The organism is Bacteroides mediterraneensis, from assembly GCF_025993685.1.
Lineage (GTDB): Bacteria > Bacteroidota > Bacteroidia > Bacteroidales > Bacteroidaceae > Phocaeicola > Phocaeicola mediterraneensis_A.
Genome location: NZ_DAJPEN010000001.1, coordinates 3,560,248 through 3,574,111 on the forward strand (window position 1 = coordinate 3,560,248; position 13,864 = coordinate 3,574,111).

Annotated in this window: 12 protein-coding genes; 3 read left to right on the forward strand and 9 right to left on the reverse strand. The window is 49.1% G+C overall.

Features of this window, described 5'->3' with window-relative positions; translation table 11 throughout:
- Positions 1 to 49 precede the first annotated feature (49 nt).
- Positions 50 to 631 (forward strand): DUF3109 family protein, encoded by a 582-nt coding sequence (locus OIM59_RS15185; protein ID WP_299170907.1) that lies wholly within the window; start codon positions 50 to 52, stop codon positions 629 to 631.
- Between the two features lie 60 nt (positions 632 to 691).
- On the opposite strand, the gene OIM59_RS15190 is transcribed toward OIM59_RS15185, so the two are convergent.
- From OIM59_RS15190 to dxs, 3 genes are all read right to left on the reverse strand, one after another.
- Entirely contained in the window at positions 692 to 2,083 is a 1,392-nt protein-coding gene (locus OIM59_RS15190; RefSeq protein WP_303897556.1) for a FimB/Mfa2 family fimbrial subunit, read from the reverse strand.
- Positions 2,084 to 2,149: 66 nt separating this feature from the next.
- A complete protein-coding gene (trkA, locus tag OIM59_RS15195; RefSeq protein WP_072541242.1) occupies positions 2,150 to 3,487 on the reverse strand; it encodes a Trk system potassium transporter TrkA in 1,338 nt (445 codons plus the stop codon).
- Positions 3,484 to 5,391 carry a 1-deoxy-D-xylulose-5-phosphate synthase gene (dxs, locus tag OIM59_RS15200; protein ID WP_303897560.1) on the reverse strand — a complete coding sequence of 636 codons (1,908 nt, stop codon included), beginning with the start codon at positions 5,389 to 5,391 and terminating at the stop codon, positions 3,484 to 3,486. The genes trkA and dxs overlap by 4 nt, the downstream gene beginning before the upstream one ends.
- An 84-nt stretch (positions 5,392 to 5,475) precedes the next feature.
- On the opposite strand from dxs, the gene OIM59_RS15205 reads away from it, so the two are divergent.
- Together OIM59_RS15205 and OIM59_RS15210 are read left to right on the forward strand one after the other, a co-directional pair.
- Entirely contained in the window at positions 5,476 to 6,462 is a 987-nt protein-coding gene (locus OIM59_RS15205) for a GSCFA domain-containing protein (protein WP_299170913.1), read from the forward strand.
- Entirely contained in the window at positions 6,438 to 8,903 is a 2,466-nt protein-coding gene (locus OIM59_RS15210) for a bifunctional UDP-N-acetylmuramoyl-tripeptide:D-alanyl-D-alanine ligase/alanine racemase (RefSeq protein ID WP_303897565.1), read from the forward strand. The genes OIM59_RS15205 and OIM59_RS15210 overlap by 25 nt, the downstream gene beginning before the upstream one ends.
- Positions 8,904 to 9,000: 97 nt before the next feature.
- Here OIM59_RS15210 and OIM59_RS15215 read toward each other — a convergent pair whose 3' ends face one another.
- From OIM59_RS15215 to speA, 6 genes are all read right to left on the reverse strand, one after another.
- Complete coding sequence (locus OIM59_RS15215) at positions 9,001 to 9,603, reverse strand: lysine exporter LysO family protein (RefSeq protein WP_299170917.1); 603 nt, start codon at positions 9,601 to 9,603, stop codon at positions 9,001 to 9,003.
- Complete coding sequence (locus OIM59_RS15220) at positions 9,600 to 9,878, reverse strand: LysO family transporter (RefSeq protein WP_299170919.1); 279 nt, start codon at positions 9,876 to 9,878, stop codon at positions 9,600 to 9,602. Before OIM59_RS15220 ends, OIM59_RS15215 begins: the two co-directional genes overlap by 4 nt.
- Before the next feature lie 234 nt (positions 9,879 to 10,112).
- Entirely contained in the window at positions 10,113 to 10,592 is a 480-nt protein-coding gene (locus tag OIM59_RS15225) for a hypothetical protein (RefSeq protein WP_303897569.1), read from the reverse strand.
- Complete coding sequence (locus OIM59_RS15230; protein ID WP_177864051.1) at positions 10,582 to 11,091, reverse strand: RNA polymerase sigma factor; 510 nt, start codon at positions 11,089 to 11,091, stop codon at positions 10,582 to 10,584. Before OIM59_RS15230 ends, OIM59_RS15225 begins: the two co-directional genes overlap by 11 nt.
- Positions 11,092 to 11,156: 65 nt before the next feature.
- The gene (gene argB, locus OIM59_RS15235) at positions 11,157 to 11,930 is read right to left on the reverse strand and encodes an acetylglutamate kinase (RefSeq protein WP_303897571.1); all 774 of its coding nucleotides are present in this window, start codon (positions 11,928 to 11,930) and stop codon (positions 11,157 to 11,159) included.
- Positions 11,931 to 11,946: 16 nt separating this feature from the next.
- A complete protein-coding gene (speA, locus tag OIM59_RS15240; protein ID WP_303897573.1) occupies positions 11,947 to 13,839 on the reverse strand; it encodes a biosynthetic arginine decarboxylase in 1,893 nt (630 codons plus the stop codon).
- Positions 13,840 to 13,864 lie beyond the last annotated feature (25 nt).

Below are 13,864 nucleotides of genomic sequence, written 5' to 3' on the forward strand. Positions count from 1 at the left end.
TGGGATATGGCAGAAGATTCGTATCTTTGCCCCACAAAAAAACTAACGTATGGTACAGATTGATGACGTAATAGTAAGCCTGGACATTTTCCGGGAAAAATTCCTGTGCGACCTGAATGCCTGTAAGGGTGAATGTTGCATCGAAGGGGACGCCGGAGCCCCAGTGGAACTGGAGGAAGTGGAAAAGCTGGAAGAGGTGCTTCCCGTTATATGGGATGACCTTTCACCGGAGGCACAAGCCGTCATCAAACGTCAAGGAGTGGTCTATACCGACCAGGACGGTGACCTGGTGACCTCCATCGTCAACGGAAAGGATTGTGTGTTCACCTGCTACGATGAAAAAGGATTCTGCTACTGCGCCATCGAGAAAGCGTTCCGCGAAGGGAAATGCAGTTTCTACAAACCGATTTCCTGCCACCTTTATCCCATCCGTGTCAGCGATTACGGTCCTTATAAGGCCCTGAACTATCATCGCTGGGATGTGTGTAAAGCCGCGGTATTGCTCGGAAGAAAAGAAAACCTGCCGGTCTACAAGTTCCTGAAGGAACCGCTTATCCGAAAATTCGGAGAAGCATGGTACGAAGAAGTGGAAAATGTGGCCCAGGAATTGGAAGCCCAACACCTGATTTGAAATAAGACATCACATCCCGCCCCAGAGCATTCTACGCCCAGTGGCGGGATTTTTCATGTCTTATTTTGCCTTTTCCACCCGTACCTTCTTTACCAGGCGCAAAGCATAGTCTACCGTCTCCCCGGAATTGAGTATCTTGTTATTATAGAAACAAAAAGTGGAGTTAAGATTATTGCAGAGATACCGGCAATCGTATTTATCAAAACTGTCAATCCCATTTTCCTGTAAGATTTCATTCAGTTCTTCCAACGTACTGGCATACTGCTCACGAAACTCTTCGGCTTCTTCTGTCGTTAATGTCCTCCACCCCGAGATTCCATCCACCTCATACGCCGTGCAAACGGAAACAGCCTCCGCTTTCTTCAACAGCCACTGGCGGGGAGAAACAAGGGTAGCTTCCACCTCATTGGAAGAAACAGATTCCACTTTCCACACAAAGAAGGGTCCCCAGATGCTTCCCGACTCCGGCAGCACCTCGGCTACCATCACATCACCGTTATCTCCGTTTTCATCACTGGTGCCGCCGTTCTCTTCTTCCTCTCCCTCCGGATTCTCATCTCCATCCGGCACATCCGGTTGCGGATTGTCCCAATCCTCTTCGGGAGTCATGTTCTCAAAAGGAAATTCCTCAGAAACTTCGGGAGTCCAGCCCTCTATCTGTCCGTTTCCCTCCAATGAGACCTCGCCATCCCCCGTGCTGACAAACCGATACGGTTTTCCTGCCTCCAAGGGATAGCTGAAGAAATAACCATATACCGTTTCTCCGGAGGCGGTCTTGACATTTAACGAGAGATGGGTCTGACTGCTTTCGGACGGAAAGACATAGACAGGCCCCGCTTTCCAGATGCCTCTTACTTTTTGGCACGGCACAGAGGCAAACTGCCCGTCATTGTTCCAATTCCCCTCTAAAGTTATTCCGGAACTTACCGGCGAGATGCGTGCCTCTACTGCAATAGCGTCGTCGGACACACCGCCAAATGACAAATACAACGCCGCAACCGCGTACGACAAGTTCATGGATATCTTTACGTCGTTTTTCAGTTTCACGACATTTTTTCCTATCACCAACGGCGTATCTGCACAGTTCCCTTGCGAGAAAGTCAACAGCTGCTTGGCGTTTAAGCTCATCGGAGGAAGATAGTCTTCCGATGAAAGGCCGGAGATAGCCGCAAGTACATAATCCCCTGTCGGCTGGGACAGGACAGGCCATTCCGTCTGCGCCTGTACCTCTTCATTCCAGACAGTCGCCCCTTTCGAATCGAACAGATAGAGTTGCAAAGGATAAAGGGAAGTGAAAAGCGATGCATTGGACAGAGCCACATCCATCACATAAGGGCCGGAGGATTCCACCGTTTCCGTATCATCGTCTACCTGATAAGTACCACACCCCCACAAAAAAAGTATACAAGCCCACAAGGCAAAAAATAAATGCGTCTGAATACGTAGTTCCATAATGTTTTTTATTTAGAACAACGCGTCCAGACGCATCCGTCCACCTTTTCGGCTTAAAAATTGCAATTAAAAATATTTTTCCAGCTTCTTAATCATCATACCCAGGCAGAACACAACCACATGATCGTTTTCCTGAATCATGGTGTTACCGGTCACCAGAATACCTTCTCCATTCCGAATCAACCCACCGATGGTGGCTCCCTTGGGAAGTCCCAAATCTTTCACCGGCTGCTTGGTTATCTTAGCCCCCGGCTTGACGGTGAATTCGGCCACATCGGCATTGGCAAAAGTCAGACATTTCACATTCGACACATCGGCATCGAGCATCATCTGATAGATATGGCTGGCGGCTATGAATTTCTTATTGATGACCGTTCCGATGTCCAGGCTTTCGGCCATACTTATATAATCCACATTCTCCACTTCCGCCACGGTCTTGGTCACTCCCATCCGCTTGGCGGCCAGACAGGCCAGAATGTTGGTTTCGGAGTTGCCGGTCAATGCCACAAACGCCTCCGTATTCTTGATGCCTTCCTCCAGCAGAAGTTGGATATCCCGTCCATCTCCGTTAATCACCATCACTCCATCGTCCACCAGTTCCGTCAGGCGGTTGCAACGGGCTATGTTGCTCTCAATGATTTTCGCTTTCATGTACTCCGGCATATACTGTACGGTACGTACGGCAATACGGCTTCCGCCCATAATCATCACATTCCGCACATCGGCCTCGTTTTCTTTTCCGGAGATTTTACGGATATAAGGGATATATTTCTTGGTAGTTGTAAAGTACACGATGTCGTTCAGCTTGATGACATCATCACCCCGTGGAATGATGGTTTCGTTGCCACGCTTGATGGCCACGATATGGAACGGAATGTTTCTTCCTCCCAGCTCGTGCAAAGGCACATTCAGAATCTCCGCCTGCTCACGCATCTTGGTTCCCAGAAGCACCAGTACTCCTCCGGCAAATTCCCACCACTGCCGTATCCAGCTCATCTTGATGGCATCCACAATGTCGCGGGCAGCCAGCATCTCCGGATAAATCAGGGAATGTACTCCCAGCTTGGCAAAAAACTCCTTGTGCTTGGGCAACAGATATTCATAATTGTCGATACGAGCCACGGTTTTCTTTGCCCCCAGACTGGTCGCCAGCATACAAGCCGTCATGTTACGGCTTTCGTCGGGCATAACCCCGATAAACAAATCGGCTCCGGACACTCCGGCCTCTTTCAGCCCGTTAATGGACGTAGGCGACAGATTCACGGTCATAAGGTCCAGGTTGCTTCCCATGGCACTCAGCTTGCTCTCGTCTTCGTCCATCAGGATAATATCCTGTTTTTCACCGGAAAGCAGTTTGGCCAGATGAGTACCTACGGCACCTGCACCTGCGATAATAATTTTCATATCTTGATAATCTGAGTGATTGTGTTCAATATACTTTCCTCATCAATGCCGCAAATGGCGTACAAGTCATTCACGGGACCATGCTGCACAAAACGGTCGGGCAACCCAAGACGTATCACCCGCGGATAATAGCCATGGTCGTTCATAAACTCCAGTATGGCACTGCCCATACCACCATTACGCACCCCGTCTTCTACGGTCAATATGTGCGTGAACTTCTGTCCCACTTCGTGCAGCAAAGCCTCATCCAGCGGCTTCAGGAAACGCAAATCGTAGTGGGCAATGCTGCAGCCCAACGTCTTCTCCGCCCGGACAATCGCCGCTGCCGCCTTGTTACCTATCGGCCCAATGGTGATGACAGCCAGGTCGGTACCCTCCTTCAGCTTTCGTCCCTTACCGACTTCGATGGCTTCCAACGGGCATTCCCAGTCGGTCAACACTCCCCGTCCACGAGGATAACGAATGACAAAAGGCCCTTTATCCGGCAACTGGGCAGTGTACATCAGCCGGCGCAATTCATGCTCGTTATAAGGAGAAGCGATGACCAGATTCGGAATAGGACGCAAGTAAGCCATATCAAAAGCCCCGTGATGGGTAGGTCCGTCTTCTCCCACCAGACCGGCACGGTCCAGACACAGCACCACATTCAGTTTCTGGATAGCCACATCGTGGATGATATTATCGTATGCACGCTGCATGAAAGAAGAATACACATTACAGAACGGAAGCAAGCCTTCCTTGGCCATACCTCCTGAAAAAGTCACGGCATGGCCTTCTGCAATGCCTACATCAAACACCCTGTCGGGCATCTCCTTCATCATGATGTTCATGGAGCATCCCGACGGCATGGCCGGGGTCACACCGACGATTTTATCGTTCTTGCGGGCCAGTTCCAGCAATGTATTTCCAAACACTTCCTGAAACAAAGGAGGCATCCCGGTCGTATCCGACACGATACGTTCTCCTGTTTCCTTGTCGAAAATTCCTGGTGCATGCCATACGGTAGCCGCTTCTTCCGCCGGCTTGAATCCTTTCCCCTTACGGGTGTGAATATGCAGAAGCTTGGGCCCCTTCATATCCTTTATCTCTTTCAGCACCCTTGTCAGGGCGGCCACATCATGTCCGTCTACCGGGCCGAAATAACGGATATTCAATCCTTCGAATATATTCTGCTGCTGCATCAGCATGGATTTCAGGCTGTTGTTGAAGCGTATCAGGCTCTTGCGCCGTTCATCGTTCAAGATTCCCAAACGATAGAGTTTACGCGACAAGGCATTCCGCAACCGATTATATCCTTCGGAAGTATGCAGATTCAACAAATATTGTTTCATGCCACCTACACTACGGTCGATGGCCATATTATTATCGTTCAGAATAATCAACAGGTTGTTAGGGGTGGAGGAAGCATTGTTCAAGCCTTCAAAGGCCAGTCCGCCACTCATGGAACCGTCACCAATGACTGCTACTACATGACGGTTTTCTTCTCCTTTCCGGGCTGCTGCCACAGCCATTCCCAGCGCGGCAGAGATGGAATTGGACGCATGTCCGCATGTGAACGTGTCATATTCGCTTTCCGCAGGAGAAGGGAAAGGACAAATCCCGTTCAACTTACGATTCGTATAAAAACGGTCGCGACGTCCCGTCAATATTTTATGCCCGTAAGCCTGATGCCCTACGTCCCAAACGATGCGGTCATAAGGCGTCTGATACACATAATGAAGGGCCACCGTCAATTCCACAACCCCCAGACTGGAGGCAAAATGTCCCGGATTGCACGATAATTCATCTATAATTTTATTCCGCAGTTGATCACAGACCTCCGGCAACGCTTCGACAGAAAGTTTCCGTAAATCCTCAGGGCTATCTATCTTATTCAACAAATCGTATGAAGTTGTCTGTTCCATCCTTGTTCTTCATTAACTTTAATCGTACAAAAATAGCACAAATATAGTGAATGTGCTTACATTTGCAGTAAAAATTCTCTGATTATGGAATTTAGGACTAAAGTGGAACTACCTGTAAAAGGCCCGAAACTGCATCATGCTGACAATTTGATGAGCTGGGGCTCCTGCTTTTCCGAGCATATCGGAAACTTATTGACAGAGAACAAGTTCACCTGCGATGTGAACCCTTTCGGGGTATTATACAATCCTCTGTCAATCGCTTCATCCATGCAATGTCTGTGGAACGGCACACTCTATGGAGAGAAAGACCTGCAACACACCGCAGACACATGGTACAGCCTGATGCACCACAGCAGTTTCTCTTCTTCCTCCATGGAGGAATGTCTGGAAAAAATCAATGAGCGTATCCGTAAAGGACATGAGAACCTGCAACAAGCCGACTGGATTCTCATTACCTGGGGCTCCTCATTCGTCTATACCTGGAAAGAAAACGGAAAGATTGTCGGCAACTGCCACAAATTGCCAGCCCGTCTGTTCGAACGGAAAATGGTCGGTGCCGATGAAATTGTCGAAGCCTACCTTCCCCTGCTCCACCAGATAAAGACACTTCGCCCACAGCTACAGTGCCTGTTCACGGTGAGTCCCATACGTCATCTGAAAGACGGCCTGCACGGAAACCAGCTCAGTAAAGCCAATCTGCTACTGGCCGCCGACAAGATTTGCCGGGAACTGGATTTCTGCCATTATTTCCCTTCGTATGAAATCATGATGGACGAACTACGCGACTATCGCTTTTATGCCGATGACATGATGCACCCGTCTCCACTTGCCATCCAATACATCTGGGAATGTTTCAGTAACTGCTACTTCACTCCTTCTACTCTCTCTTTCATGAAAGAATGGGAAAAGATACGGCGTGGACTGGCCCACAAGCCTTTCAATCCCGAAACGGAAGCCTATCAAACCTTTTTAAGTCAAATACTGTTAAAGATAGAGGAGTTAAAAGAAAAATTACCGTACTTAGATGTTCAAAAGGAAATAAAGTTATGTCAAGCACAATTGAAGAAATAACCTCCATCCTGGGGGCTGAACGCAGAGGAAACACGCCCGCTACCATCGACTGGATCTTAACAGACAGCCGGTCACTGTGTTTCCCGGAAGAGACCCTGTTTTTTGCCTTGAAAACAAAACGTAACGACGGACACAAGTATATCCCGGACCTTTATCAGAAAGGAGTACGCAACTTCGTCGTGAATGAAATACCCGAAACGGCTTCCTCTTATCAGGATGCCAATTTTCTGATTGTCCCCAACCCGCTGAAAGCCCTGCAACGGCTGGCGTCCAAGCATCGGGAACAGTTTCAGGTACCGGTCATCGGTATCACGGGAAGTAACGGAAAAACGGTTGTCAAAGAATGGCTGTACCAACTGCTCAGCCCGGACCGCATCATTACCCGCTCTCCAAGAAGCTATAATTCCCAAATCGGTGTGCCTCTCTCCGTATGGCTCATGAATGAGCATACCGAGCTGGGCATTTTTGAAGCCGGTATCTCCGAAATGGGTGAGATGGAAGCCTTGCGCCCCATCATCCAGCCTACCATCGGCATCCTGACCAACATCGGAGGAGCCCATCAGGAAAATTTTTCTTCCTTGCAAGACAAATGCATGGAGAAGCTCCAACTCTTTAAAGACTGTGATGTAATTGTATACAATGGCGACAATGAACTTATCGCCAGCTGCGTCACCAAATCTCTGTTCACGGCCCGCGAAATCGCCTGGTCGACCAAAGATTCTGAACGTCCGCTCTTTATCGAAAAGATACTGAAAGATGAGACCGGAACCACCATCAAATACCGCTACCTGGGATTCTTCAAGGAATACCGGATTCCGTTTATCGACGATGCTTCCATCGAAAACTCCCTCAACTGTCTGGCAGTAGCCCTTTACCTGATGGTACCGCCCGAAACCATCGCAGAACGCATGCTTCATCTGGAACCCATCGCCATGCGTCTGGAAGTGAAGGAAGGGAAAAACGGCTGCACGCTGATTAATGACAGTTACAATTCGGACTTTGCCTCTCTCGATATCGCACTGGACTTCATGATGAGACGCTCGGAAGACAAGAGCCGCAAGCGCACGCTGATTCTGTCGGATATGTTGGAGAGTGGACAAACCAGCAAACTGCTCTACAGACAGGTAGCCGACCTCGTGCATAGCCGGAAAGTAGACCATATCATCGGAGTAGGTGAAGAAATTTCCGCCGCAGCCAACCGATTTGAAATCCAAAAGGATTTCTTTCCCAACACAGCAGAACTTTTGAACTCGGGCCTGCTCCACCAATTGCATAACGAAGACATTCTGATAAAAGGAGCCCGTGTGTTCCATTTCGATGAAATCACCGACGCACTCGAATTGAAGGTGCACGAAACCATCCTCGAAATCAACCTGAATGCACTGGTCGACAATTTGAACCATTACCGGAACAAGCTAAAACCGGGAGTCAAGATGGTCTGCATGGTAAAAGCCTCAGCCTATGGAGCTGGTTCTTTTGAGATTGCCAAGACTTTGGAAGACCAGCGGGTGGACTATCTGGCCGTGGCCGTAGCCGATGAAGGAGCTGACTTACGGAAAGCAGGAATCAACAGTTCCATCATCATCATGAACCCGGAAATCACGGCGTTCAAAACTATGTTTGATTATCGCCTGGAACCGGAAGTGTACAGCTTCCATTTATTGGAAGAACTGATTAAGGCCGCCGAGCGCGAGGGTGTGAGCAATTTCCCGATTCACATCAAGATTGATACAGGCATGCACCGCCTGGGATTTGCTCCGGAAGAAATGCCCCAACTGGTACGACGCCTGCAAAAACAGAGTGCGGTCATTCCCCGTTCCGTATTCTCCCACCTGGTTGGTAGCGACGCAGAACGTTTCGATGCTTTCACCCGCCACCAGATAGAGACCTTCGAAGCAGCCTCAACCGAACTTCAGCAAGGTTTCAAGCACAAGATTATCCGTCACATCTGCAACACGGCGGGCATTGAACGCTACCCGGGAGCACAGTTTGACATGGTACGTCTGGGTATCGGACTCTACGGCATCGACCCGTTTACCAACAAGATGCTGCATAACGTCACAACTTTAAAAACCACCATCCTGCAGATTCACGATGTACCTGCTGACGACACCGTAGGCTACAGCCGGAAGGGAGTTCTCACTCGCGATTCCCGTATCGCTGCCATTCCTATCGGATATGCGGACGGATTGAACCGACATCTGGGTAACGGACATGGCTACTGCCTGGTAAACGGGCAGAAGGCTCCCTACGTAGGAAACATCTGTATGGATGTGTGCATGATTGACGTGACCGACATCGACTGCAAGGAAGGTGACAAAGCCATCATCTTCGGTGATGACCTTCCGGTCACTGTCCTGTCGGATATCCTCGATACCATTCCGTACGAAATCCTGACCAGCGTTTCCAATCGTGTAAAAAGAGTGTACTACCAAGACTGAGTCTTCCGACTACACGGACAGATAAAACTACAGCCTCTGGCATGAAAAGAAGATTCAATGCCAGAGGCTGTAGTTTTATCTATATAACGGATATCTCTTAGAAAGAACAAAAGAAAGTGACCAGAAACGGCACGCTGAAGTCGGTCACAAAACCATGAAAGATGGACACAATCACAAACTGCTGCCCGGAACAACGGGTAATGATGGGTAACGTGGTATCCATGGTGGTGGCTCCCCCCGAGGAAATAGGTGCCAGGTTACCAAACCAGCGTACCAATAAAGGAGCACACAACAAAGTTATTATTTCCCGGAATATATTCGACAACAAAGCCACTGTACCCAGTTCCGGACCTTTATACTCCGTAATAAAAATACTGGATAACGAATAATAACCCATCCCTGCCCCTACCGCCATGCAGTCGGCCGCACTCCGGTGCGGAAGTAAAAAGCTTGCCAAAGCGGCAGCCGACAAAGTGCCCAATATCGTAGCAACAGGCAGAAGAACCAACCTCGGATTCAAGACACGAAAGTTTTTCAAGGTCTGCGGGTCATTCCCGATACTCAGTCCCACACTGAACATCAGTCCGCACAAAGCATAAAAACTGACATTCGTCTCACCCACGTCAAAAGGCAGCCAGTGGAACGCCCCACACAGGGTGCCCAGCACGAAAAAGCCTATAATAATCAAGCTCCCCTTCATACATCTCCCCCTTTCCTTCTATACAGCCAATACCACAATGCCCAAGCCAAGGCGCAGCTACCCAACACACAAGTCAGTGCGATAAGAAAAGCTTCTCCTCCCAACGTAGCCAAGCCTTCCACTATCCGGCGATTGCCACCTACCTCTATCCCAAGCAGGAACAAAAGCACCCAAATCAATACGGTAATCACCTTCCCAATCCAGGAAAGTCTCTGACGACGAAACAGAAAACCTATCGCTATTCCACCGAACATGACACCTATTACTGTAAACATGTAGTAACCTTATTCAAAATCCGCTGCAAAAATAGCGAAAAAAGTCTACTTCTTCCCACTCCCCAAAGACGGTTATGAAAGACTTCAAACAAAAAAGGATTACTGCTCACGCGGTAATCCTTTTTTATCTAGTTAGTAGATTAATTTTGAGAGAATTGAAACTTCACAGCCTCATTGTTGTTTTAAGTTCTAATAAGCACTAACTATATTTATATAAAAGCAAATGAAAATGTTCTATCTGTTATTGTTCTCCTCCAGCCTGGGCTTGGGAGAAGCTTCTTTCATCAGTGTTCTTACTGAATCGCCCTCATAAGCCACCTGGGGGTCTGCCTGACGGTTCTCGAACTGATCATGTACATATACGATACCTGAAGCACCGTCATCACCTGCAGCATGTTTTACCACACCGCCTAGGGTGAAAAGCAAAATCATCATGGCCGCAGCTTTAAACAACGGCATAAAACGTGTATAAAGCGTCAACCGTCTGGCCTTTACCACCGGACGTTCAATTTCTGCCAGCACACGCTTGTCGAAATCTTCACCCAGCTTCATCTCGCCTGCAGCTTCCTGGTAAGTAAACAAAGAACGGTAACGGCGCAGGTGGGCAGGAAGTTCTTTCTGCTGAAAGAAAATCCGGAGAATCTGTTCTTCCTCCACGGAAGTTTCACAGTTCCAGTAGCGTTCCAGAAGTTGTTCAATGTACTTATAGTCCATAATCGTTTATTTCACTGTATTTTAGTTTGATGCGTTGGCGAGCGCGGAAAAGGTTCACTTTCACTTGCTCTTCTGTCACCCCCAGCACATCGGCTATTTCTTTATAACTCTTACCTTCAATATCCCTGAGTTGCACAATGGTACGTTGCTTCTCAGGAAGTTCGTTTATCAGCCTGTGCACCAGCCGGAACTGTTCGTTTCGTTCCATTTGGCTTTCAGGAGTCAATGCATCCGGCATTTCCTGCGTTTCAGGCGTCAGTTCCAGGTTCTGTGCCTCTTTTTTCTGACTCCGGTCGATGGCCAGATTGCGGACAACCGTCAGGCAATAGGCTTCGATGGATTCCAGTTGCGCCCATTCCTCGCGTTTGCTCCACACTTTAATCAGTGCATCCTGAACAATGTCTTCCGCCTCGGCCCGATTGAACGTAATTCGCAGGGCCAGTCTGAAAAGCTTGTCCTTCAGCGGTAGGATATCGTCACGAAAACTGATTTCTTGCATTGCTTTCTATAATAATGACGGGTGAGTTACCTAAAAGTTACACCCACCCGTCGATTTTTTTTCAATTATTTTCTGATAATGGTTCCCGAGTCTTTGTGAATAGCTGACGCTAAGGTGATTACAACCTGCGACACTCCAGCATCCAAGGCTGAAAAAGAATTTTCCAGCTTGGGAATCATGCCTCCTTGTATGACGCCCTCGTCCACATAACGCTTGAACAAGTCGGGAGTCAGTACCGGAATCACGCTGCCATCGTCATTCTCGTCGCGCAGCACGCCTTTCTTTTCAAAACAATAGACCAGTGTCACCTCAAAATACTCAGCCAGGGCCTTTGCCGTTTCTCCGGCAATGGTGTCAGCATTCGTGTTCAGCAGGTTACCCTGACCGTCGTGCGTCAGCGGTGCCATGACAGGCACAATCTGACGGTGAATCAGTTCGGTCAAAGCCGCTCCGTCCACCTTTTCCACGTCGCCCACATAACCGTAGTCAATATCCTTTACCGGACGCTTCACGGAACGGATGACGTTCATATCGGCTCCCGTCAGTCCGACGGCATTCACGCCTCTGGCCTGCAAACCGGCCACGATATTCTTGTTGACCAAGCCTCCGTAGACCATGGTCACCACTTTCAAGGTATCGGCGTCGGTAATACGGCGACCGTTCACCATCCGGCTCTCAATGCCCAATTGGGCGGCAATACGGGTAGCCGAACGGCCTCCACCGTGTACCAGCACCTTATAACCGGGCATGGAAGAAAAATCGTCCAACAGCTGATTCAATGTGTCAGGCTCTTCTACAATCTTTCCTCCTACCTTTATGACTGTCAGTTTCTCTTTCATATCTTATCTCCCTATTTTACTCCAAATAAGTATAGCCATACAGTCCGGAACGGTAGTTGGCCAAGAATTCCTTTCCTTCTTCCAAGGAAATGCGTCCTTCCTTCACCGACTTGGTGACCCAAGTTTCCAGTGTACGTACCAGTTTCTTCGGGTTATACTGCACGTAGTCGAGCACCTCGGCCACCGTTTCCCCGTCAATCACCTGATCGATGCTGTAACCCTTGTCGTCCACACTCACATGTACGGCATTCGTATCCCCGAACAGATTGTGCATGTCACCCAGGATTTCCTGATAAGCTCCTACCAGGAACACACCGATATAATAAGATTCCTTCGCCTTGATGGTATGTACCGGCAAATCGTGGGCCACGTTCCGGCTAGTCACGAAGTTGGCAATCTTCCCGTCCGAGTCGCAAGTGATGTCCTGCAACGTAGCCGTGCGGTCGGGACGCTCGTCCAGACGCTGAATCGGCATAATCGGGAAAATCTGGTCGATGGCCCAGGAATCCGGCAGCGACTGGAACAGAGAGAAGTTACAGAAATACTTGTCGGCCAGCAGCTTGTCCAGGTTGCGGAATTCATCTGGCGCATGCTTCAGGCCCGAAGCAATCTGGTTGATTTCACGCGTCACCGACCAGTACATCCGTTCAATCTGTGCCCGTGTCTTCAAATCCACAATTCCGTGACTGAACAAGTCGAGCGATTCCTCACGAATCTGCTGCGCATCGTGCCAGGCTTCCAGCATCCGGCTCTGGTTCAGGTTGTCCCAAATCTGATACAGTTCCTGCACCAGTTCGTGGTCGTCCTTGCTTACCACGAAATCCTCGTCCATGGAAGGCAGAGAAGCCGTCTCCAACACCTCAAAAATCAAGACCGAGTGATGAGCTGTGAGCGAGCGTCCGCTTTCCGTAATGATGTTCGGATGCGGGATGTTGTTCTTGTTGCTGGCATCGACCATGATGGAGATGGAGTCGTTCACATATTCCTGAATGGAATAGTTCACACTGCTTTCACTGTTGGAAGAGCGGGTTCCATCGTAGTCCACGCCCAGTCCGCCACCGATGTCTACAAACTCCACCGGGAAGCCCAACTGATGCAGCTGCACATAGAACTGAGACGCCTCACGCAAAGCTGTCTTGATACGGCGTATTTTGGTCACCTGACTGCCGATGTGGAAATGAATCAGTTTCAGACAATCCTGCAAGTCCTTCTTTTCCAGGAAATCGAGTGCCTCCAGCAATTCACTGGAAGTCAGGCCGAACTTGCTGGCGTCGCCTCCACTTTCTTCCCACTTTCCGCTGCCGGAAGAGGCCAGTTTAATCCGGATACCGATATTGGGGCGCACGTTCAGCTGCTTGGCCATCTTGGCAATCAGCCGCAGCTCATTCAGCTTTTCCACCACCAGAAAAATCCGCTTGCCCATCTTCTGTGCCAGCAAAGCCAGTTCAATGTAACTCTCGTCCTTATAGCCGTTACAGATAATCAGCGAGTCAGAATCCGTGTTAATGGCAATCACGGCGTGAAGTTCCGGTTTCGAACCGGCTTCCAGTCCCAGATTAAACTTTTTTCCATGACTGATAATTTCCTCCACCACCGGCCTCATCTGGTTTACCTTAATCGGATAAATGATGAAATTCTCGGCCTGATAGCCATATTCTTCAGAAGCCTGACGAAAACAATTGGATATTTTTTCAATCCGGTTGTCCAAGATGTCCGGAAAGCGGACCAGCATGGGAGCCGTCACGTCCCTCAGCTGCAGTTCGTCCACCAGTTCCTTCAAATCGACGGCCACCCCGTCCTTGCGTGGAGTTACTACCACATGACCTTTGTCATTGATACCAAAGTATGAAACGCCCCACCCCGTGATGTTGTAGAGCTCTTCAGAGTCTTCAATACGCCATTTTCTCATTTCACTACATAAAGTCTAGATTTAT

Bases quoted from the DNA above. Each gene is read 5' to 3' on its own strand.
- dxs (WP_303897560.1), bottom strand. From the start codon at position 5,391: ATGGAACAGACAACTTCATACGATTTGTTGAATAAGATAGATAGCCCT.
- OIM59_RS15205 (WP_299170913.1), top strand. From the start codon at position 5,476: ATGGAATTTAGGACTAAAGTGGAACTACCTGTAAAAGGCCCGAAACTG.
- OIM59_RS15190 (WP_303897556.1), bottom strand. From the start codon at position 2,083: ATGGAACTACGTATTCAGACGCATTTATTTTTTGCCTTGTGGGCTTGT.
- OIM59_RS15210 (WP_303897565.1), top strand. From the start codon at position 6,438: ATGTCAAGCACAATTGAAGAAATAACCTCCATCCTGGGGGCTGAACGC.
- trkA (WP_072541242.1), bottom strand. From the start codon at position 3,487: ATGAAAATTATTATCGCAGGTGCAGGTGCCGTAGGTACTCATCTGGCC.
- OIM59_RS15220 (WP_299170919.1), bottom strand. From the start codon at position 9,878: ATGTTTACAGTAATAGGTGTCATGTTCGGTGGAATAGCGATAGGTTTT.
- argB (WP_303897571.1), bottom strand. From the start codon at position 11,930: ATGAAAGAGAAACTGACAGTCATAAAGGTAGGAGGAAAGATTGTAGAA.
- OIM59_RS15215 (WP_299170917.1), bottom strand. From the start codon at position 9,603: ATGAAGGGGAGCTTGATTATTATAGGCTTTTTCGTGCTGGGCACCCTG.
- OIM59_RS15230 (WP_177864051.1), bottom strand. From the start codon at position 11,091: ATGCAAGAAATCAGTTTTCGTGACGATATCCTACCGCTGAAGGACAAG.
- speA (WP_303897573.1), bottom strand. From the start codon at position 13,839: ATGAGAAAATGGCGTATTGAAGACTCTGAAGAGCTCTACAACATCACG.
- OIM59_RS15185 (WP_299170907.1), top strand. From the start codon at position 50: ATGGTACAGATTGATGACGTAATAGTAAGCCTGGACATTTTCCGGGAA.
- OIM59_RS15225 (WP_303897569.1), bottom strand. From the start codon at position 10,592: ATGGACTATAAGTACATTGAACAACTTCTGGAACGCTACTGGAACTGT.